Annotated in this window: 20 protein-coding genes; 15 read left to right on the top strand and 5 right to left on the bottom strand. The window is 69.4% G+C overall.

All coding sequences use genetic code 11. The features are described 5' to 3' along the window. Positions 1-47 precede the first annotated feature (47 nt). Positions 48-863, bottom strand: coding sequence for an MOSC N-terminal beta barrel domain-containing protein (locus FJ887_RS18470; RefSeq protein WP_249356686.1), 816 nt, complete (start codon positions 861-863; stop codon positions 48-50). Positions 864-1,101: 238 nt separating this feature from the next. On the opposite strand from FJ887_RS18470, the gene FJ887_RS00235 reads away from it, so the two are divergent. The 3 genes from FJ887_RS00235 (at position 1,102) to FJ887_RS00225 (ending at position 2,826) form a co-directional block, all read left to right on the top strand. Further along, positions 1,102-1,473, top strand: coding sequence for a hypothetical protein (locus FJ887_RS00235; protein ID WP_137824913.1), 372 nt, complete (start codon positions 1,102-1,104; stop codon positions 1,471-1,473). Between the two features lie 174 nt (positions 1,474-1,647). After that, positions 1,648-2,235, top strand: a complete 588-nt coding sequence (locus tag FJ887_RS00230; RefSeq protein ID WP_140955808.1) for a cysteine hydrolase family protein — start codon at positions 1,648-1,650, stop codon at positions 2,233-2,235. 168 nt (positions 2,236-2,403) lie between these two features. Next, positions 2,404-2,826: an OsmC family protein gene (locus FJ887_RS00225; RefSeq protein WP_137826900.1), complete on the top strand. Its 423-nt coding sequence runs from the start codon at positions 2,404-2,406 to the stop codon at positions 2,824-2,826. Positions 2,827-3,571: 745 nt separating this feature from the next. Here the strand turns inward: FJ887_RS00225 and FJ887_RS00220 are convergent. Beyond that, positions 3,572-4,423, bottom strand: a complete 852-nt coding sequence (locus tag FJ887_RS00220) for a polyphosphate kinase 2 family protein (protein WP_140955791.1) — start codon at positions 4,421-4,423, stop codon at positions 3,572-3,574. Between the two features lie 240 nt (positions 4,424-4,663). Between FJ887_RS00220 and FJ887_RS00215 the strand changes: the two genes are divergently transcribed. After that, positions 4,664-5,356, top strand: a complete 693-nt coding sequence (locus FJ887_RS00215) for a GOLPH3/VPS74 family protein (protein ID WP_140955792.1) — start codon at positions 4,664-4,666, stop codon at positions 5,354-5,356. Positions 5,357-5,438: 82 nt separating this feature from the next. Here the strand turns inward: FJ887_RS00215 and FJ887_RS00210 are convergent, their stop codons facing one another. Then, on the bottom strand, positions 5,439-6,128 hold the full coding sequence (locus tag FJ887_RS00210) for a trimeric intracellular cation channel family protein (RefSeq protein WP_140955793.1): 690 nt from the start codon (positions 6,126-6,128) through the stop codon (positions 5,439-5,441). A gap of 181 nt (positions 6,129-6,309) precedes the next feature. On the opposite strand from FJ887_RS00210, the gene FJ887_RS00205 reads away from it, so the two are divergent. Beyond that, positions 6,310-7,173 (top strand): alpha/beta hydrolase, encoded by an 864-nt coding sequence (locus tag FJ887_RS00205; RefSeq protein ID WP_140955794.1) that lies wholly within the window; start codon positions 6,310-6,312, stop codon positions 7,171-7,173. 72 nt (positions 7,174-7,245) lie between these two features. On the opposite strand, the gene FJ887_RS00200 is transcribed toward FJ887_RS00205, so the two are convergent. Continuing rightward, positions 7,246-7,749 (bottom strand): OsmC family protein, encoded by a 504-nt coding sequence (locus FJ887_RS00200; protein ID WP_137826905.1) that lies wholly within the window; start codon positions 7,747-7,749, stop codon positions 7,246-7,248. A 94-nt stretch (positions 7,750-7,843) separates the two neighbouring features. Here FJ887_RS00200 and FJ887_RS00195 point away from each other — a divergent pair, with 94 nt between their 5' ends. The 4 genes from FJ887_RS00195 (at position 7,844) to FJ887_RS00180 (ending at position 12,489) form a co-directional block, all read left to right on the top strand. Continuing rightward, on the top strand, positions 7,844-9,658 hold the full coding sequence (locus FJ887_RS00195) for a molybdopterin-dependent oxidoreductase (RefSeq protein ID WP_283202139.1): 1,815 nt from the start codon (positions 7,844-7,846) through the stop codon (positions 9,656-9,658). A 422-nt stretch (positions 9,659-10,080) separates the two neighbouring features. Then, a complete protein-coding gene (locus FJ887_RS00190) occupies positions 10,081-10,749 on the top strand; it encodes a fasciclin domain-containing protein (RefSeq protein ID WP_137826906.1) in 669 nt (222 codons plus the stop codon). A 199-nt stretch (positions 10,750-10,948) separates the two neighbouring features. Then, a complete protein-coding gene (locus FJ887_RS00185; RefSeq protein ID WP_137826907.1) occupies positions 10,949-11,566 on the top strand; it encodes a sigma-70 family RNA polymerase sigma factor in 618 nt (205 codons plus the stop codon). Next, complete coding sequence (locus FJ887_RS00180; RefSeq protein ID WP_137826908.1) at positions 11,563-12,489, top strand: anti-sigma factor; 927 nt, start codon at positions 11,563-11,565, stop codon at positions 12,487-12,489. Before FJ887_RS00185 ends, FJ887_RS00180 begins: the two co-directional genes overlap by 4 nt. Positions 12,490-12,527: 38 nt before the next feature. Here the strand turns inward: FJ887_RS00180 and FJ887_RS00175 are convergent, their stop codons facing one another. Then, positions 12,528-13,244, bottom strand: coding sequence for a hypothetical protein (locus FJ887_RS00175; protein ID WP_137826909.1), 717 nt, complete (start codon positions 13,242-13,244; stop codon positions 12,528-12,530). A gap of 98 nt (positions 13,245-13,342) precedes the next feature. Here FJ887_RS00175 and FJ887_RS00170 point away from each other — a divergent pair, with 98 nt between their 5' ends. The 6 genes from FJ887_RS00170 to FJ887_RS00145 all read left to right on the top strand — a co-directional run bounded on the left by FJ887_RS00170 (position 13,343) and on the right by FJ887_RS00145 (position 19,206). Continuing rightward, a complete protein-coding gene (locus FJ887_RS00170) occupies positions 13,343-13,753 on the top strand; it encodes a hypothetical protein (RefSeq protein ID WP_137826910.1) in 411 nt (136 codons plus the stop codon). Positions 13,754-13,839: 86 nt separating this feature from the next. Beyond that, a complete protein-coding gene (locus FJ887_RS00165; protein WP_140955795.1) occupies positions 13,840-15,414 on the top strand; it encodes a sensor histidine kinase in 1,575 nt (524 codons plus the stop codon). After that, positions 15,411-16,082, top strand: coding sequence for a response regulator (locus FJ887_RS00160; protein WP_137826973.1), 672 nt, complete (start codon positions 15,411-15,413; stop codon positions 16,080-16,082). The genes FJ887_RS00165 and FJ887_RS00160 overlap by 4 nt, the downstream gene beginning before the upstream one ends. A 337-nt stretch (positions 16,083-16,419) precedes the next feature. Then, a complete protein-coding gene (locus FJ887_RS00155; RefSeq protein WP_137826972.1) occupies positions 16,420-17,040 on the top strand; it encodes a TetR/AcrR family transcriptional regulator in 621 nt (206 codons plus the stop codon). A 148-nt stretch (positions 17,041-17,188) separates the two neighbouring features. Beyond that, positions 17,189-18,076, top strand: a complete 888-nt coding sequence (locus FJ887_RS00150) for an ABC transporter ATP-binding protein (RefSeq protein ID WP_137826971.1) — start codon at positions 17,189-17,191, stop codon at positions 18,074-18,076. Further along, positions 18,073-19,206 carry an ABC transporter permease gene (locus tag FJ887_RS00145; RefSeq protein WP_137826970.1) on the top strand — a complete coding sequence of 378 codons (1,134 nt, stop codon included), beginning with the start codon at positions 18,073-18,075 and terminating at the stop codon, positions 19,204-19,206. The genes FJ887_RS00150 and FJ887_RS00145 overlap by 4 nt, the downstream gene beginning before the upstream one ends. Positions 19,207-19,334 lie beyond the last annotated feature (128 nt).

Genomic DNA, 19,334 nt, shown 5'->3' with positions numbered 1-19,334 from the left:
ACTCTGCGCTGGGCTACTCTGCGCTGGGTTGCTCAGCTCTGGGTTGCTCAGCGCCCGGAGTGCTGGACCACCTCGGCGTAGACGCCGAAGAAGGGCTCACCCACACGGTTCGGCGCCCTCGTCGCGGCAAGCGTCCGCAGCAGACGGTCGGTGCGCTCGCCAGTGGTCGGGTCGAGATCAACGACGGCGCAGCGCGGCACCGGTCCCCCGATCCGCACGCGCAGCCCGTCGACCGCCCCGCGCAGGGTCATCACCCGCCCCAGCCACGACTCCTCGACGAACGGCTCGTCGGTCTCGACGAGGAGCGTCGCCCGGAAGCGGTGGAAGAGCTCAGCCACCGCGGTATCGCCGATCGGCTGAGACCGTTCACCGTCGGCCGCTGTGGCATGCCCGGCTGCCCCGGTGCGGTTCTCCTCGGCACGGTGCGCCACCTCGGCGATTGAGGCTGTGGCGACGATCGTCAGCGGCTGTCCGAAGACGATCGCTCCGCGCGGGGCCTGTGCCACATGCACCGCCTGCGCGAGGTGGTCGGAGAACAGCTCGGTGTGGGCGCCGGTCATCAGGCCGAGTTCGACGGAACGCCCCCAGTAATCGCAGGTCAGTGTCTCGCCGGAGAGTTCGGGCGCCTCGGCAACCGTCGTGCCGTCGGGCAGCGTCACCACCAGCTGGGACCCCTGCAGGCGCGCGACGACGGAGAGCAGCGAGGGATGCTGCACGGTCCGCAGAACCCGCCCGCGGGCGGCATCGACGAGGCAGAAACGACGATCGCCGAGCGGACCGTGCGCATCGAATTCGACGTCCGGCTGGACGCTGTGCCGGGTCCCCTTGATCGGAGTGAAGGCGACAGCGCGGGTCTCGACCACCTCGGCGATCTCCTCTCTGAAACTCCGTCCGTCGGACGGCACCTGCCCGACCACACCAGCCGGACACGGCCGACTCCATCGGTCGGACGGGGGCCGACTGTGGGGACAACCCACATTCCATCTCGCGAGCGTCCGCGTCCCACACTAGGGGATCGTCCACGGCGCGCAATCACCCCCACTAGGCTGGTGCACGGACGCACATCTGCGTACACAGCGCACCTGACCAAGGAGTCTGCTCATGCCGAAGATCACGATCGGCCTCGGAATCGTCCTCATCGTCCTCGGAGTCATCGCGTGGTTCGCCACCGCCATGGCGAGCGTGACCGCGCTCATCCCCGCGTTCCTCGGTCTCGTCATCGCGATCTGCGGTGTCATCGGCATCCGCCGCCCGAAGATCGGGATCCACATCGCGCTCGTCGTCGCCCTCCTCGGCGTCATCGGGACGTTCATGAACGTCCTGCAGCTCGGCGCCCTCTTCGCCGGCACCGCCGAGCGCCCGGCCGCGGTCATCGTCAGCACGATCACGTTCGTCCTCCTCATCATCTACATCATCCTCGGCATCCGCTCGTTCATCGCGGCCCGCCGGAGCCCCTCCGCTAACCTCGGCTGAGCCCGGGCCTTCGCCGAGGCCGCCGCCGGTGACCCTTGGGCGCGGCGCCGCCGGTGACCCTTGGGCGCGGCACCGCCGGAGACCCTTAGGCGCGGCGTTGCCGGCAACTCCGAGGGATCGTCCTTGACCTGCGGGTCGACTTGGCAGACCATCGAAGGGATCGAGGAGGATCATATGACTGCTGACTCAGCATCCACCCCCGCTCCCGCCCGCCCCGCGGACCGCCCGGACTCCGCTCTCGTCGTCATCGACGTGCAGAACGGCGTCATGGCCGAAGCCTGGAGATCCGCCGAGGTGATCGACACGATCTCCGGCCTCGTCGACCGGGCCCGCGACGCCGGCACCGAGGTGGTGTGGGTCCGGCACAGCTCCGGCGAGCTTCCGCTGAACTCCCCGCAGTGGCAGATCGTCGACGCGCTCGCTCCCGCCGACGGTGAGGCGATCGTCGAGAAGACCCACGGCAACACGTTCGAGGAGACTGACTTCGAGGACGTCCTGGCCAGCCGCGACATCGGCCACCTCGTCGTCACCGGCGCACAGTCGGATGCGTGCGTGCGCTCGACGATCCACGGTGGATTCGCGCGCGGCTACGACGTCACCCTCGTCTCCGATGCACACACCACGGAGGATCTCACGGAGTGGGGCGCGCCGGAACCCGAGCAGGTCGTCTCCCACACGAATCTCTACTGGGGATTCGAGTCAGGCCCCGGTCGCACCGCCTCGGTGAAGGAATCCGCCGAGATCGACTTCGGCACCCGGTGACAAGGCGCCGCCCCGCCTGACCGGGCGGCTCCGCCTGACTGGGCGACCCCGCATGACCGGGCGGCTCCGCCTGACCGCGCGTCCCCGCATGACCGACAGCCGGCGAGGGAGTGGACCGTCGACTGCCTCTGTCTCTGACTCTGCCTCTGCCTCTGCCATCATGGGACCATGAGCGAAGACAAGCGCAGCATCGAACTGACCCGCATCGCCCCCAACCACTACCGCGCCACTGCTCCCAACGGCGCGAGCATCGAATTCGGTCGCGGTGAGGGGCTCATGACCCCCGTCGAACTGCTGCTGGCGGCCGTGGCCGGATGCTCGTCGATCGACGTCGACACCGTGACGAGCCGCCACACCGACGCTGAGCGCTTCGACGTCCGGGCGAGCGCCGACAAGATCGTCGAGGACGGCGCCAACCGGCTCGAGAACGTCCACCTCGACTTCGACCTCGCGTTCCCCGACGATGAGGCGGGTCGCCGTGCGGATGCGCAGATCGAGAAGCTCGTCGGGCTCTCCCACGACAAGTACTGCACGGTCTCGCGCACGGTCGAGCACGCGACTCCCGTGACCTACAGCGTCCGCCGCGACTGACCTGCGCGGGGACACAGAGTCAGCGGCGTGCCGGAATCCGCGCCACGACGGCTGAGCACTCGGACCGTCCGCGAATCTGCGCCATGCCCACAGCGATTGTGCGCCGCCCCCATGGCGATCTCGGCGCCGAAACCACCCTGAACCCGGCGCAGAAGGTAGTTGGCCGCCCTGGAAGTGGCGCAGAAGCTGGCCAGCCACGATGGACTCAGCGCAACAGGTGGTCGGCCGCCCTGGACCTGGCGCAGAAAGTGGCGTGTGCGCCAATGCGGCTGCGCACTCGGACCGTCCGTGAATCTGCGCCATGCCCACGGCGATTGTGCGCCGCCGCCATGGTGATCTGGGCGCCGAAACCACCATGAACCCGGCGCAGAAGGTGGTCGACCGCCCTGGAAGTGGCGCAGAAGCTGGCCAGCCACGATGGACCCAGCGCAGAGCGTGGTCGGCCGCCCTGGCCCTGGCGCAGAAAGTGGCGTGTGCGCCAATGCGGCTGCGCACTCGGACCGTCCGTGAATCTGCGCCATGCCCACGGCGATTGTGCGCCGCCCCCATGGCGATCTGGGCGCCGAAACCACCCTGAACCCGGCGCAAAACGTAGACGGCCGCCATGGAGGTGGCGCAGAAGGTGGTCGGCCGCCCTGGAAGTGGCGCAAAAGGTGGTCGGCCGCCCGGGAAGTGGCACAGAACGCACTGACTGCCCCTGCGTGCGGCACCCTGAACCCGCCGCCGGCGGGGCCGCGCACCCGACTCAGCTCGCGAGGAGGCGCTTCTTCTCGACCTCGATGTCGAAGTCGGCCGGCGGCCACTGCGGGTCGATGCGCTCGAGGGCATCGAGGATGAGGCGCTGCACAGCCAGGCGGGCGTACCACTTGCGGTTCGCGGGAACGACGTGCCAGGGCGCGACCTCGGTCGAGGTGCGGTCGAAGACATCCTGGTAGGCCTGCATGTACTCGGGCCAGAGAAGTCGTTCGTCGACGTCGCCGGTGTTGTACTTCCAGTACTTGTCGGGCCGGTCGAGACGCTCGAGGAGTCGGTCGCGCTGCTCGTCGGGTGAGATGTGGAGCATGACCTTGATGACGATGACGCCCGCCGCCGCGAGTTCGGCCTCGAAGTCGTTGATCGCCTGGTAGCGGCGCTCGATCTCCTCGGCATCGGCGAGCTCGCGGACCTTGCCGATGAGCACGTCCTCATAGTGCGAGCGGTCGAAGACGCCGATCATCCCCGGTCCCGGCACATGCGGACGGATGCGCCAGAGGAAGTCGTGCTCGAGCTCCTCGTCGGTGGGCTTCTTGAACGCCGCGAGTTCGACGCCCTGCGGGTCGACGGACCCGACGACGTGACGGACGATCCCGCCCTTGCCCGCCGTGTCCATCGCCTGGAGCACGAGGAGAACGGCGGGGCCCGTCTCCGCATCGTGGTGGGCCGCGAACAGGCGTTCCTGCAGGTCATCGAGCTGCGTCGCGGTCGCTGCGAGCTCCTTCTGACCGGCCTTCTTATCGCCCTCATAGCCGGGGGTCGCCTCCGGATCGACATCGGCGAGGCGGAAGCCCTCGTCCACGCGCAGAAGGGGCTGGGGATCTTCGGTCCAATGGCTGCTCATGCGTTCATCTTCGCAGGTGGGAAACCGGCCGTCCACAATCCGTGAACACCGTGACCCAGGAGTCACGGACCCAGTGACCCGCCAGTCCAACCCCCAGTGACCCGCGAGACCAACCCCCCGTGACCCGCCCGTGCCGGACGCCATCACCTGACGCTCCCCGAACCCGGTGACCCGACGAACCCTGGGCGAGACCCCATCTCATCCCCTACCCTGGAATCACCGCAGCGGGAGGGGCGCCCCATGGAAGACGAACTGCTCATCGTCGAAGAGCTCATGCTCCTGCTCCTGGCCGACGACGGCAGCGCGATCGCCGGCTCGAAGGTCCTCCACTGCGTCCTGCCCGGCGCTGTCCTCGCCGAGCTCGCGCTCACCGGCCGCCTCGAGGTCCATTCCCATCGCCGGGTCGGCGGCACCCTCATCCATGCGAAGCGCGCGACCCCCGACCCGCAGATCGATCCGATCCTTGCCGAGGCGCTGCGGGCGATGGGCACGCGCGAGCACTCCGCGTACGGTCTCGTCTCCGGCCTCGACCTCGACGTCCGCCAGCCCGTGCTCGATCGCTTGGCGGCGAAGGGCATCATCCTCCGCGAGACGAAGAAGGTCTTCGGCGTGCTCCCGACGACCCGGTGGCCGACGCTCGATGTGCGCGCCGAGGCGGCCCTCCGCAACCGTGTCACCGCCGTCCTCGACGACGGTCGGCGTCCGGATGCGCGCACCGCTGCGATCATCGCGCTCATCTCCGCGGCCCAGGTCTACGTCCAGCTCCAGCCGCGGATGCCGTGGAACGCCGAGGTGGCCGCCCGGCTCAAGGAGATCGAACGCGGACAGGTGAGCGCCGCGGATGCGACACCGGAGTCCCAGGAGATCATCGACGAGATCGCCAGGGCGGTGCTCGCCATGACGTCCTCGGCCTCCTCGGCGCCGATCCTCTGACGGCATCAGCGACCGGGTCCCGGACGACCGGACCAGCGACAGCGCAGGCAACCGGCTCCGCCCCTCATCCGCCATCGGGAGCTCAGTCGGGGCGACGGAACACCGCCGGCAGGCGCTTGCGCCGCGACTGCCCGTCCTTCGCGCGCAGCGACCACTGCCGCATCGGCTGCGGCACCCGCCACTGCAGTCTCCACGCGAGCATCCTGAACCCGAAGGCGGCGGCCGCGATGAGCACCGAGGTGACGCCGCCGAGGAGACCGAACCGATCAGCGAGGATCGTCAGCCCCGAACCGAAGAGGGCGGGAATGAGGTAGAGGTCGGTGCCGCGGAAGATCGCGGGATCCTCGTTCGCCACGACATCGCGCAGGAGTCCGCCGCCGCATGCGGTCAGCGCGCCCATGAGGAGCGCGACGGGTGCCTGGGCGCCGGCCTCGAGCGCGATCGCCGTGCCGGTGAGGCTGAAGAGCCCCATGCCGAGGGCGTCGAAGACGATGATCCAGATCCGGGCGCGCAGCGTGCGCTGCCCGATGAGGTAGATGAGCAGGGTCGCGAGCAGCGGCGGGGCGAGGTAGATCGGGTGGGCGAGCGTATTGGGCACGCGGTCGAGGAGGATGTCGCGGATCATGCCGCCGCCGATTCCCGCGAGCAGACCGAGGACGAGGCCTCCGGTGATGTCGTAGCCGCGGCGTGCCGCGAGCAGCACCCCGGAGATCGCGAAGACGAACGTGCCGAGGAGGTCGAGCGCGAGCAGCACGGTCTCCGTGAATGACATGACCTCTCCTCTGCGCTCTCAATCACGTGCTCTGGACTCTCGAGCACTGTCGCCCCCACTGTAATGCGGGCAGAGCGCTCCGCATTCCGCCACCGACGCACTCGGCCCGCATGAGACCCCGCCGGACCGGAGTCAGACCACGTCCCCCTCAGACGAGACCGGGTGCCGCTAGGGTGTGACCATGTCCGAACCCACTGTGGTCCTCATCCACGGAGCGTTCGCGAACTCGCTGACGTTCGCCCCTCTCCAGGCCGAACTCGCCGCGCGGGGGGTCCGCTCGGCCGCACTCGACCTGCCGGGCCATGGCTTCTCCGCCGTCATCCCCGACGGGTATCAGTCCCCGCAGGATCTCGAGGCGCTGACCACCGCCCCGAGTGCAATGGCCGGGGTGAGCCTGGCCGACAACGTCGCCCACCTCGCCGAGGCGATCGGCCGCCTCCGCGCCACCGGGCCCGTCATCGCCCTCGCCCACAGCCGAGGCGGAATCGCCCTGACCGCCCTGGGCAACGCGCACCCCGAGCTGCTCGACCACCTCGTCTACACCTCGGCGTGGGCCCCGGTCGACCTCGAGGCCGCCGCCTACAACGCCGAACCGGAGATGGCCGACGTCGATGCCGGCGTCCTCGCGTCCCTCCTCGTCGGCGATCCGGGGCAGCTCGGTGCCCTGCGCTGCAACTTCCGCGGTGCCACCGGCGAACAGCTCGCCTCGCTCAAGGCCCTCTTCAGCGCCGACGCCACGGCTGATGAGTTCCTCACCTTCGTCAGCACGTTCCAGCCCGATGAGAACCTCGATGCCGGCGGGCCGGACGACCGCGCCCAAGCGGGCACGTGGGGCACGATTCCGCGGACGTTCATCCGCCTCGGCGAGGATCGGTCGATTCCCCTGCTGATGCAGGACCGCCTCATCCGGGAGGGCGATGCGCTCACCCCGGACAATCCCTACCGGGTGATCACGCTGGACTCCTCACATCTGCGGTGGCTCATCCGTCCCACCGAGGCGGCCGACGCCATCGCCGGCATCGTCGCCGAGGTGCGCGCCCGGTAGCACACGACCGTGCGCCCCCGCTCATCGCGGAGGCGCACGGTCGCTGCGCTCATTCGGCCCGGCTGTACGTCCTCAGCTGAGCTGGAAGTTGTCGGGGTTCTTGTAGTCCTCGATCTCGACGACCGGGGTGCCCATCCCCTTGAGGAGCTTCGAGATGGGGCAGCGGGCGTGGGCGCGGGCGGCGTACTTCTCCGCATCCGCGTCGGAGACGCCCTCGACGGAGATGAAGGCGCGGGGCACGAAGTAGAAGCCGCCGGACTTCTCCTTGTGGAGGTCGACCTCGCAGCGCACCCGTGACAGGGCGTCGATCTCGTTGACGGCGAGAACGACCTTGAGGGTCTCGCCGAGGCAGGTGCTCCATGCCATCGCAAGGAACTGCTCCGGGTTGCTGCCGAGCTCCGTGTGCGAGGTCGGGGCTGTGGCGAGAGTCGGACCGTCTTCGACGCGCACTTCTCCCGACGTGCCGCCGAGGTTCTCCACCCGAGCGGTGTAGATCGGTGCGTTGGGGCCTTTGGGTTCGTCGTCCGAGTCGGCGGGGCGCGCCTGCGGCTCGGCGTATCCGGGGTTCTCAGTCATCAATCCATGCTACGACAGCAGGGCGACGCCCGGCTGAACGTTCCGTGAAATGAGCACACAGCATCCACGGACGCGTCGGCTCCGAATCCCCCACATGAGACTTCGTCTGCGCCCCATCCTCGTCGGCGTCGCCGCGACGCTCCTCCTCTTCGGCCTCGCCGACCTCGTCGCGCGGCTCATCGGTCCGACCTCAGCGCCGCTGCTCGTCCTTGGCCAGGCGATCATCCCGCTCACCCCGACGAGCGTCATCAAACCCGTCATCGCGCTCTTCGGCGCCAACGACAAGATCGTCCTCGTCGCCACGGTCGCGCTCGGCGCCCTCATCCTCGGCGCGCTCATCGGCTGGCTCGGCGGGAGCCGGCCACGGGTAGGGCTGGCCGCCTTCATCGTCGCCGGCCTCGTGCCCGCCGGGGCCGTCCTCACCCGGACGGGGTCGACGCTCATCGACCTCGTGCCCACCCTCGTCGGGCTCGTCGCCGGGGTCGCGGTGCTCTGGGTCGGCCTGCGCTGGGCCGCACAAGCCGCGGCGGCACGGGCCGCCGTGCAGGTGCCGGCAACCCGGCCGGGGCGCTGGCCGCTGGCCCCCTCCGGGGGCGCGTCCGCGACCGGCCGGGACGGAGCGTCGGCGACCGACCCGGACGGAGCGTCCGCGACCGGCCGGGACGGAGCGTCGGCGACCGGCCCGGACGGCGCCTCCGTGACCGGCCCGGACGGCGCTGCTGCCGGAGCGACCCCTGCCGATGACCCCAGCGACCGTGCTGACGCCGAGGCGGTTCGACCGGTCGCCCGCACCCCGCTGCTCACCCGGGACTCCCCCGCCGAACGCACTCAGCGGGCCGGCTCACGGCGGCGCTTCCTCGCTCTCACCGGGATCGCGGCGGCCATCGGCGCTGTCGGGGTGGCGACGGGCCAATCGCTCGTCGCCCTGACCAGGGAGGCGGCCGCCTCGGCGGCGAACCTCGTCCTCCCCCGCCCCGCACGGACGGCGGGACCGATCCCAGCAGGAGCGAGCCTCGACGTCGCGGGCATCCGGCCGTTCGTCACCGCACAGAAGGACTTCTACCGCATCGACACCGTCCTCGCCCCACCGACGATCGACCCGCAGGACTGGTCGCTGACGATCCGCGGGATGGTCGACCAGGAGGTGACGATCACGATGGACGAGCTCCTTGCGCTGCCCCTGCAGGAGCAGCACACGACGCTGACGTGCGTGTCGAACCCGGTCGGCGGGGATCTCGTCGGCAATGCGACGTGGTTGGGCTACCCCATCCGCGAGCTGCTGCGCCGTGCGGGGCCGAGCCCGGACGCCGACATGGTGCTCTCCCACTCCCACGACGGCTTCACCGCATCGACGCCGCTCGAGGCGATGCTCGATGACCGGGACGCTCTGCTCGCCGTCGGGATGAACGGTGAGCCGCTCACCCCCGTGCACGGCTTCCCGGCCCGGCTCGTCGTCGCCGGTCTCTACGGCTTCGTGTCGGCGACGAAGTGGGTGACCGAACTCGAAGTCACCCGATTCGACGAGAAGGAGGCCTACTGGACGCAGCGCGGCTGGGACGCGAAGGCGCCGATCCTCGTCGCCTCCCGCATCGATGTGCCCCGTCCCCTCGCGAAGCTCCCCGCCGGCACCATCACCGTCGGCGGCAGCGCGTGGGCGCAGACCCGCGGCATCGACCGCGTCGAGGTGCGCCTCGACAACGGCGACTGGACGGAGGCCGAGCTCGGTGCCGAGGCGACCGTCGACACGTGGCGGCAGTGGCGGGCCGAGTTCGACGACGTCCGGTCGGGCCTCCACAGCGTCACGGTGCGTGCCGTCGACAAGGACGGCACCGTCCAGACCGCCGAGCGCCGCGAAGCCATCCCGAACTCCGCGACCGGTCACCACCGCATCCAGTTCACCGTCGAGTGAGCCGACCGTGCCCGGGTTCGCCTGACCGTTGGGTCCCGGTGCCCGGAGCCGCGAGCCTCGTGCCCGGAGCCGCGAGCCTCGTGCCCGGAGCCGCGAGCCTCGTGCCCGGAGCCGCGAGCCCCGTGCCCGGAGCCGTGAGCCCGGTGCCCAGAGCCCGGATCCCCGCGCCCACGACCCCGGCCACGCTCCACTGCCTGTCCCGCACACGCCGCATCCCGCTTCACACCTGCCCCGTCACCTCGGTGTTCTCTGCCTCCGGGGGACGGGGTCCGGCGACGAAGGACCGGAAGACAACGAGAAAAACCTGCCCGATCACCCATCCGGAATCGCGGTCGCTGCGAACCCCCAGTAACACAGCAGGACACACCACGCTGTGTCGACCAGAGCACGACCGTGAAAACGGAGAAACAAGGAGTAGAACGATGAAAACACTGCGCACTCGCACTGCCACCCTCCTCTCGGCCGGCGCGATCGGCATCCTCGCTCTGTCCGGCTGCGGAAGCTCCGGCAGCGGCTCGGAGTCGGGCGGCTCGGAGACTCAGTCGAGCGAATCCTCCGAGAGCTCCGCTCCGGCATCGGATTCGTCGGCCATGGCCGGTGAAGAGCTCGTCGGACCCGGCTGTGCGGCCTACGCCGAGCAGAACCCCGACGGTGCCGGCTCGGTCGAGGGCATGGCCCAGGACCCGGTGGCCACGGCCGCCTCGAACAACCCGATGCTCTCGACCCTCACGCAGGCCGTCTCAGGTGAGCTCAACCCCGATGTCAACCTCGTCGACACTCTCAACGGTGACGAATTCACGGTGATCGCACCGACGAACGAGGCCTTCGAGAAGATCCCGAAGGAGGACCTCGACGCGGTGGCGGGCAACGCCGATGAGCTGACGAAGGTGCTCACGTACCACGTCATCCCCGGCCAGCTCTCACCGGATGAGGTCGCCGGTGAGCAGAAGACCGTCGAGGGCTCGACCGTGAAGATCGAAGGCAGCGGCGACGACCTCACGTTCGGCGACGCGAAGCTCGTGTGCGGCGGCGTGAAGACCGCGAACGCGACCGTCTACATGGTCGACAGCGTCCTCATGCCCCCGAAGTGATCGGGGACCGCTGACGCGGTGTGCTGCCAGGGGCCTGGCTCGAGTGGTCTCGGGCCGGTTCCTGGCAGCACCCGTTTTCGGCCGCACGCGAACCCGGCACTCCCCTCGAAGCCCCCGCCCCACCCGGACGGTCGACGTCGTCCCCGCACAACCCGACCTGAGGTGAGCACCACCTCGGCGAGGATGACATGATGTTCTCATGACTTCCCATGATCCCGGGGCATCGCCGCCCGGTCGGACGATGCGGGCAGACGGTGAGGCGAACGCGCAGACGGACCCCTGTGGGCAGCTGCTCATCCAGGTGGCCGCCGGTGACCGTCGCGCCTTCGAAGAGCTCTTCGCCACCCAGTCGACCATCCTCATGGCGGTGATCGTGCGGATCGTGATGAGCCGATCGCTCGCCGAGGAGGTGCTCCAGGAGTGCTTCGCCGAAGTGTGGGCGAGGGCCGGAAGCTTCGATCCGCAGCGGGGCAGCGGGCGGGCATGGCTCGTGACGATGGCACGGCGGCGCGGCATCGACTGCGTCCGCAGCGTCCAGTCGTCCCGTGACCGGGACCTCGCCGACGGACTGAGGTCCGCAGCCGAGGTCGGCGAGCAGGTCGAGCAGACCGTCATCGACAGGGCGGAGTCCGACCGCACCATCGCCGCCCTCAAGCTCCTGCCCGACGATCAGGCGAGACCGATCGTCATGGCCTTCTATCAGGGAATGACCCATGCGCAGATCTCCGAGACGCTCAAGGTCCCGTTAGGCACGATCAAATCGAGAATCCGAGACGGCATGAGGAAGATGCGCGAAGAATTGGAGGCGAGCCGATGAACGCCGATCGTGACTACCTGGCCGCCGGCTTGGCGCTGGGCGGACTGAGCGACGATGAGCTCGTCGAGGCGCAGGCGCTGGCCGACACCGACCCCGAGTTCCAGGCCGAGGTCGCCGCCTACGGTGAGACCGCCGCCTTCATGGCCGCCTCCGACGCTCCGGCAGCCGTGAGCGAGGAGACGAAGAACGCGATCCTCTCCCTGCCCGACCACCTCGCCCAGGAGAGTGCGACGTCGGACACCGCGGCCGCGGCGCGTCCCGATAGCGACGCAGCCGGAACCGATGCCGCGCCCCGTGACGGACACATCCTCGCCGAGGCGGGCGACCGTCCCGCTGACACCGGGGCCACCGAGGTGGGCGACCGCACCGCGGCCGCTGAATCCGATTCCTCCCGCAGCGCTCAGACCGACGAAGCGGCGTCCGGTGCCGACGAGCCCATCGACCTCGCGGCACGACGGCGGAAGCGGAACTGGCTTCCCTGGGCAGCCGCAGCCGCGGCACTCATCGTCGTCTGCGGATTCGGCATCAGCGCCTGGCAGATGCAGCAGCGGCAGAACGAACTCGAGGCGACGCTCGCGGAGACGCAACAACGACTCGATGAGACGGCGCGACTCATGGACGCCCCGGACCTGAGGACGACGACGGCCGATCTCGCCGCGGGCGGTTCGGTCACGGTCGTGTCCTCCGAGACCGAACAGCTCATCCATGTGACGTCGCGCGATGTCACCCCGGCCGAGGGCACATCCCTGCAGATGTGGGTGATCGGCGACGACGGGCCGAAGAGCGTGGGCCTCATGGTCGGCGACGCCGAGAACATCGACGGCAGCGACTTCGCCGCCGGCAATCTCTTCGGCATCACCGTCGAACCCGAGGGCGGCTCCCCGCAGCCGACGACCGATCCCGTCGTCGCCGTCGAGCTCTGAGGGCTGAGGCCGCGATCGCCCGCGGACGACGTCGTGCTTCAGCGCGCCCTGAGGCGTTCGAGGTCGACCGTGCCCTGTGGGAGTTCGCGGAAGGAGCCGCGGACCAGCGCCGCCAAAGCGGTCGCATACGTCGACCGCAGCCGTTCCTCGCCGCGGCCGGCGACGATCCTCGCCACGACGCTGCGCGCGAGCAGCAGAGCCGCCTCGGCGATCGCTGAGGTCCCACCGGCGATGGCCGGCGCGAGACCCCACACCTCGGCCACCGACGCATAGACCGCTTGGAGCCGGGCCGCATCCTCGCTGTCGATGCGGTCGAGCAGCTCCTGGATCTCGGGCGTCGGCGCGTCGAGTGCCACTGCCTGGAACCGGACGAAGGCTCGCCACCGGTCCGAGCTCAGCAGCAGGTCGAGCTCTTCCTCTGCGGCGCGCGCGATGAAGCGCGCGGCGCTCTCGACTCGTGACGCGCTCCCCGTGGGTGCTTCACCGAGCACCTCTTGAGCAAGAGCGAGCGCCCGCTGCTCATCAAGGGTCGCCATCGCATGACCTGCGAGGCACTGCTCGAGCGCGAACGTTCCGAAGGCCGATCTGCCCGGCCAGATGCGATAGGCGGAGGCGCGGGAGACGCCGGCGGATTCGAGGATGCGCTCCATCGGAATCTCAGGCCAGACCGCGATGCCGTGATGGGCGACGTAGTCGACCACCGCCTCGGCGACCAGTGTGCGAGTCTCCTCGACCGATCGGTGAGCGCGGGGCATGCGATCCTCCTTGACATGAGACATAGTGTCTCTTTAATCTAGCATCACGCGATTGATACATAATGTCTCAATCAGAACTCCTGACTTCGGAGGGCATCATGACTCGGACCCGCACCGTCGCGCTCATCGGTGGATTCGTCAGTGCAGCGGCGATCGCTGCGACGATCATCTCGGCCGGACAGATCCGTCCCGCACTGCTCAGCGCCTACCAGTACCCCACCTCATCGGGGGTCAGTCTCGAGGAGGCGTCGTCGCTGACGCTGACCTACCTCTTCGCGATCGCCGGCACCGGACTGCTCGTCGCACTCGCCTTCCTCGCCGTGCGCCCTCTCGAGCGGTCGCGCTTCGGCTGGTGGTCGGCCGCCGCGCTGACGACCCTCGGATTCGCTGTCGCCGCCTACAACGTCACCCAGCTCGAGATCCCGCCGGCAGTGCGCATTGCGTTCTTCCTCCCACCGCTCGCCGGGGCCGTATGGCTCGTCGTCTCTCGCCGCGACTCACGGGAGTGACCACTGCGGCTCTCCCCCGTGCGGTGGAGGCGAATCAGCTCTCGGAGGGATGCCGCCGGCGACCTCCTTCTGTCTAAGCTGGAGGAATGGCAGAGCCGATCACCGCCGAGGAGAGGCGACCGCGAGTCCGTGACTGGTACCTCGTGGCCGCGCTCGGCATCGGCTCGGCCGTCTTCGCCGCTCTCTACAACGCCGGCGGTTTCTGGCCGTTCAAGGTTCCGCTGTGGGCCTCGTGCCTGGCCTCTCTCATCGTGCCCCTGCCCCTGGTCTTCCGACGCACGCATCCGAGCCTCGTCGCCTGGGTGGTCTCCGCCCTCTACATCGCCGCCCAGTTCCTGGGGATGATGGAACCCGGCGTTTCGCAGATCACCCTCTTCCTCGCCGTCTACTCGATCGGGGCCTGGCAGAGCAACCGTCAGGCCGCGTTCATGTCGCGCCTCCTGCTCTGCATCGCGATCTTCGCCTCGATCATCGGCGCTGCCGTCGTCCAGCTCTCCGGCCTCGGTGAGCTCACCGTCCTGCAGTACGCGGCGAACTCCGGCATCACGTTCCTCATCAACCTCCTCTTCTTCGGTGGGGCATGGGTCTTCGGCGACCGCGCCTGGCATCAGCGGCGCCTCGTCGGCGAACTCCGCGCCGCCAATGACGAGGTGCGTCGGCAGGAACAGCAGCTCGCCGACCAGGCGCTCGACCTCGAACGCGTCCGCATCGCCCGCGAACTCCACGACGGCGTCGCCCATCACATCGCCGGGGTCGGCATCCACGCCGCAGCCGCCCGGCGCAGCCTGGAGAAGAACCCCGACCGTGCCCGGGAGTCACTGCAGACCATCGAGACCTCGACGAGGGAGACCGTCGACGAGCTCCGCACCCTCGTCTACACCCTGCGCGACACGAGCTCCGCGACCGCTGCGGCGAACCGGACGAGCGGCACCCCCGGACTCGCCGACCTCCCCGACCTCTATGCCGACGCCCGCCGCAGCGGACAGCACCTCGACATCGCGACCTACGGGACACCGCATCCGCTCACCGCCATCACCGAGCTCTCGGTCTACCGGGTGATCCAGGAATCCCTGACGAACTCCAAGCGCTACGCGGGCCCCGGCGCCGAGGTGGTGGTGCGCTTCCGCTACGGCGCGAGCGACCTCGAAGTCGAGGTCAGCGACTCCTCCCCGGCCGGCGAGCGCGCCGGGCAGTCGCCCGGGGCGGGACAGTCACCCGGGGGCGGGCAGTCGCCCGGGGGCGGACAGTCACCCGGGGTCGGGCAGTCACCCGGCACCGGACAGTCCGACGGTGCCGGCCGGTCGCAGGGCACGGGGCTCGGCATCGTCGGGATGCGCGAGCGGATGAGCGCCCTCGGCGGCACCCTCGACGCGGGTCCGAAGTCACGCGGCGGCTGGCTCGTCCGCGCCCGAATCCCCTACACGCGCCCGGAAACGCCCCCGACGGCGTCGACCGCGCCCGAGATCACCGCACCTGAGATCTCTGCATCGACCGCGAATTCTCCGACGCCGATGGCAGACCAAACGCCTGCGGCCGAGACCACGGACAGCGCCGCCTCGGCGCCCGCGTCCCCGGACAGCCCGAACCCCACCGCACCGCCGGAGACGACCGCACCTCCGAACCCGACCGCACCCCCGAGCACAAAGGCACGGCACGCATGATCAGAGTCCTCCTCGTCGACGATCAGTCGATGGTCCGCACCGGCTTCCGCACGATCCTCGAATCCGAGGACGGCATCGCCGTCGTCGGCGAAGCCCAGAACGGGCAGATCGCGATCGACCGTGCCATCGAGCTCACGCCCGACGTCATCTGCATGGACGTCCAGATGCCGGTGATGGACGGCCTCGCCGCCACGGCGGAGATCGTCCGGCGCGACATCGGAAGCGCCGTCCTCATGCTCACGACTTTCGATCGCGACGACTTCCTCTTCGAAGCGCTCGCCGCGGGGGCCGGCGGCTTCCTCCTCAAGACCGCCGAGGCCGAACAGCTCATCGACGCCATCAAGGCCCTCGCCAGCGGGGACGGCCTGCTCTCCCCCGAGGTCACGCGCCGCGTCATCGAACGCTCGGTGCACGCCCCGGCTGCGACCGCGCAGCCCTCTCCCGCACTCGACCTCCTCACCGAACGCGAACAGGAGGTCCTCCGCCTCCTCGCCACCGGCCTGAGCAATGCCGAGATCGCCGGTCGGCTCCACCTCGGCGAGGCCACGGTGAAGACGCACGTGTCGAACCTGCTCGCCAAGCTCGGCATCCGCGATCGCACACACGCTGTCATCTGGGCGTATGAGAACGGTGTCGTCCGCGTCGGGGAGTCCGCGCCGACGACATGACCACCCCGACACCCGCCCCGAGGACACGACCGCCTCGGCGCTTCTCCCACAGAGCGCTTCTCCCACAGAGCGCCTCGTCCCACGGGGCTCCGCATCCCACAATGCGCCTCATCCGACAGGGCACCTCACCCACGGACGGAGCAGGGCGCTGCTGTTCACAGCGCCCTGCCTCCACGTCCATTGGGGATGGATCACGAGCACTGCTCATGAGGGGTGAGCGGGATGGTATGCCACCGCTCGTTACGTAGCGTAACGGAATGATAAAGAACCGGCAACCCCACCCCTCTCCTCTGCTACAGTCAGAGCGAATTCTGCGACCGCACGACCGATGTGAAGGATGATCGACATCAGCACCAATCGATTCTCCGGTCGGCCGCGCGACGATTCGATCGACCTGAGCATCCTCGATGCCGCGGCGCAGATCATCATCGACCAGGGCTACGGGGCGGCGACGGTCGCTGCGATCGTCGCCTCCGCCGGCACGAGCAAGCCCGCGTTCTATCGCCGCTTCACCAGTGTCGCCGACCTCGTCCCCGCGCTCGTCGATCGGCGGCACCCGCTCGACACCCCGGAGCCCACCGGCACTCTCGCCGGCGACCTCCGCGCCTTCCAAGCCCAGCAGGCGGCGATCTTCAACGATCCGTTCGTCCGCGCGGCGATGCCCGCGTGGCTCGCCCACATGCACGACGGCCCCGACGAGGCGGCCGACGCCTTCGTCAAGGGCTTCCTGCCGCAGCGGATGGCGGTGCTCACCGAGATCCTCGACCGCGCCGCCGCCCGCGGGGAGATCGTCCTCGACGACGTCGAAGCGGACGCCCTCATGGAGAGCTTCGTCGGCACGTTCCTCATGCGTTCGCTCATCCCCGGCTCGTCGCTGCTCGACGACGTCGACATCGACCGCTCCGTCACCCTCGCCCGACTCCTCATCGATCAAGCCCAGCCCGGGCAGACGGGCTGAGCGCAGGCCCGGCGAAGTCGGAACGCGCCGCAGCCGGCCCCGACCGGCCGGGGTCCGCTGCGACACAGGCAGCTCCCCCGGCAGCAGGAGGCGGATTTCGCCCGTCCGGGTGAGCCGCGGGCACCGTGTCCCCGCATAGCGTTGAGGCATGATCACGCTTGAGAACATCGCACGCAGCTTCGGCGACAAGCAGGTCCTCCACGACCTCTCGTTCACCATCGGCGACGGCCGGATGACCGGTTTCGTCGGCGCGAACGGCTCAGGCAAGACGACGACGATGCGGATCCTCCTCGGCGTCCTCGCCGCCGATGCCGGTCGCATCACCGTCGACGGCCAGCCGATCACCGCCACCGACCGCAGCGCCATCGGATACATGCCCGAGGAGCGCGGGCTCTACCCGAAGATGCCGATCATCGATCAGCTCGTCTACCTCGCCCGCTTCCACGGCCTCAGCCGGCATTCGGCGAAGCGCCGCGGTCTCGAACTCCTCGACCGGCTCGACCTGAGCGGCAAGCCGACGGACACGCTCGAATCGGTCAGCCTCGGCAACCAGCAGAAGGTGCAGATCGCCGCAGCCCTCATCCACCGCCCCCGCGCGCTCGTCCTCGACGAACCGTTCTCCGGTCTCGACCCGATCGCCGTCGAACGCACCCTCGACGTGCTCACCGACTTCGCCGACACCGGTGCTCCCGTCCTCTTCTCGAGTCATCAGCTCGACCTCGTCGAACGCCTCGTCGACGATCTCGTCATCATCAACCAGGGCCGCCTCGTCGCGACCGGCACCGCCGACGAGCTGCGCAGGCAGCGCAGCCGCCCGGAGTGGATCCTCGAGGCCGATGCGGATCTCGCCTGGGTCCGGGACCTTCCCGACATCGACGTCGCCGAGTTCGACGGCACGTGGGTGCGGTTCTCCGCCCCTGACGGTGATGCCGCCGAGGCGGTCCTCCGGCAGGCGATGGCCCTGTCGTCCGTGCGCGCGTTCGCACCCCATTCCGTTCCCCTCAATCGTCTCTTCCAGGAGGTCACGCAGGCATGAGCGCCCACCAGCCCATTCCCGGAACCCATCTCTCGACACCGGTGACGACGACCCGGGCGAGCTTCACCACGGCGATCGGCCTCGTCATCGAGCGCGAGATCATGGTCCGGCTGACCTCGAAGGCCTTCGTCTTCTCCACTCTGCTCGGGGTCATCCTCTTCGGCGCGCTCGTCGCCGTCTCCGGGTCGCTGCCCTCACTGTTCGCCTCGACGGACAAGGTGGCGGTCACCTCGGCGGGTTCCGTGGCCAGCATCGACGGCATCGAACCGGTCGTCGTCGGCAGCACCGAGGAGGCCGAGGAGCTCGTGCGCAGCGAAGAGGTCGTCGCGGCCGTCGTCGACTCCGCCGACTCACCGACCGGGACGACGATCATCGCCCTGCGGGCGGCACCCGAGTCGCTCAGCGGTGCGCTCAGCCTCGCCCCGACCGTCGACATCCTCGACCCGAATGCCCCCGACCCGGCGCTCACCCGCTTCATCGGGCTCGGCCTCGGCCTGATCTTCCTCTCCTCGGCGATGACGTTCGGGATGACGATCGCCTCATCGGTCGTCGAGGAGAAGCAGTCGCGGATCGTCGAGATCCTGCTCGCCTCCACCTCGGCGCGGGCGATCATGTTCGGCAAGGTCATCGCGTGCTCGGTGCTCGCGTTCGCGCAGGTCGCGCTCACCGCGGTCGCGGTGCTCGTCGGTGCCGCGATCAGCGGCAACGACCTCGTCCTCGGTCGTCTCGCCGACCCGATCGCGTGGTTCATCCCCCTCTTCGTCGTCGGCTTCGTCATGATCGCCGCCCTCTACGCGGCTGCCGCGTCGATGGTCTCCCGCTCGGAGGACCTCGGGTCGACGAGCACGCCGATCATGATGCTCATCCTCCTGCCCTACATGGGCGTCGTCCTCTTCTCCGACAACGAGTCGATCATGGCGGTGCTCAGCTACATTCCGTTCTCCGCGGCCGTCGCCGTCCCGATGCGGGTGTTCATGGGCACGACCGCCTGGTGGGAGCCGCTCGTGTCGCTCGCGATCCTCGTGGTCACCACGCTGCTCGCCCTGCTGCTGGCCACCCGGATCTTCGAGCAGTCGATCCTGAAGTCGGGACCGAAGGTGTCGTGGAAGCAGGCGCTCGGCCGGTCATGACCGGACCCGGCCCGAGCGCTCGGCCGGGTCCGACATGTGCTCGGGCGGTCATGACCGCGCCGCCGGCCGTCCGCATAGTGGTCATGTGACAGGGCAATTCACGCGCCCTTCATCCCGGATCAACACAG

Source organism: Brevibacterium sp. XM4083 (assembly GCF_006489205.2).
GTDB lineage: Bacteria > Actinomycetota > Actinomycetes > Actinomycetales > Brevibacteriaceae > Brevibacterium.
Note: the sequence above shows the minus strand (reverse complement) of the source record. Positions and strands in the feature narration are given on the sequence as shown.

Coding starts and splice junctions, on each gene's coding strand:
- FJ887_RS00235 (WP_137824913.1), top strand. CDS start 1,102: ATGCCGAAGATCACGATCGGCCTCGGAATCGTCCTCATCGTCCTCGGA.
- FJ887_RS00230 (WP_140955808.1), top strand. CDS start 1,648: ATGACTGCTGACTCAGCATCCACCCCCGCTCCCGCCCGCCCCGCGGAC.
- FJ887_RS00225 (WP_137826900.1), top strand. CDS start 2,404: ATGAGCGAAGACAAGCGCAGCATCGAACTGACCCGCATCGCCCCCAAC.
- FJ887_RS00220 (WP_140955791.1), bottom strand. CDS start 4,423: ATGAGCAGCCATTGGACCGAAGATCCCCAGCCCCTTCTGCGCGTGGAC.
- FJ887_RS00215 (WP_140955792.1), top strand. CDS start 4,664: ATGGAAGACGAACTGCTCATCGTCGAAGAGCTCATGCTCCTGCTCCTG.
- FJ887_RS00210 (WP_140955793.1), bottom strand. CDS start 6,128: ATGTCATTCACGGAGACCGTGCTGCTCGCGCTCGACCTCCTCGGCACG.
- FJ887_RS00205 (WP_140955794.1), top strand. CDS start 6,310: ATGTCCGAACCCACTGTGGTCCTCATCCACGGAGCGTTCGCGAACTCG.
- FJ887_RS00200 (WP_137826905.1), bottom strand. CDS start 7,749: ATGACTGAGAACCCCGGATACGCCGAGCCGCAGGCGCGCCCCGCCGAC.
- FJ887_RS00195 (WP_283202139.1), top strand. CDS start 7,844: ATGAGACTTCGTCTGCGCCCCATCCTCGTCGGCGTCGCCGCGACGCTC.
- FJ887_RS00190 (WP_137826906.1), top strand. CDS start 10,081: ATGAAAACACTGCGCACTCGCACTGCCACCCTCCTCTCGGCCGGCGCG.
- FJ887_RS00185 (WP_137826907.1), top strand. CDS start 10,949: ATGACTTCCCATGATCCCGGGGCATCGCCGCCCGGTCGGACGATGCGG.
- FJ887_RS00180 (WP_137826908.1), top strand. CDS start 11,563: ATGAACGCCGATCGTGACTACCTGGCCGCCGGCTTGGCGCTGGGCGGA.
- FJ887_RS00175 (WP_137826909.1), bottom strand. CDS start 13,244: ATGCCCCGCGCTCACCGATCGGTCGAGGAGACTCGCACACTGGTCGCC.
- FJ887_RS00170 (WP_137826910.1), top strand. CDS start 13,343: ATGACTCGGACCCGCACCGTCGCGCTCATCGGTGGATTCGTCAGTGCA.
- FJ887_RS00165 (WP_140955795.1), top strand. CDS start 13,840: ATGGCAGAGCCGATCACCGCCGAGGAGAGGCGACCGCGAGTCCGTGAC.
- FJ887_RS00160 (WP_137826973.1), top strand. CDS start 15,411: ATGATCAGAGTCCTCCTCGTCGACGATCAGTCGATGGTCCGCACCGGC.
- FJ887_RS00155 (WP_137826972.1), top strand. CDS start 16,420: ATGATCGACATCAGCACCAATCGATTCTCCGGTCGGCCGCGCGACGAT.
- FJ887_RS00150 (WP_137826971.1), top strand. CDS start 17,189: ATGATCACGCTTGAGAACATCGCACGCAGCTTCGGCGACAAGCAGGTC.
- FJ887_RS00145 (WP_137826970.1), top strand. CDS start 18,073: ATGAGCGCCCACCAGCCCATTCCCGGAACCCATCTCTCGACACCGGTG.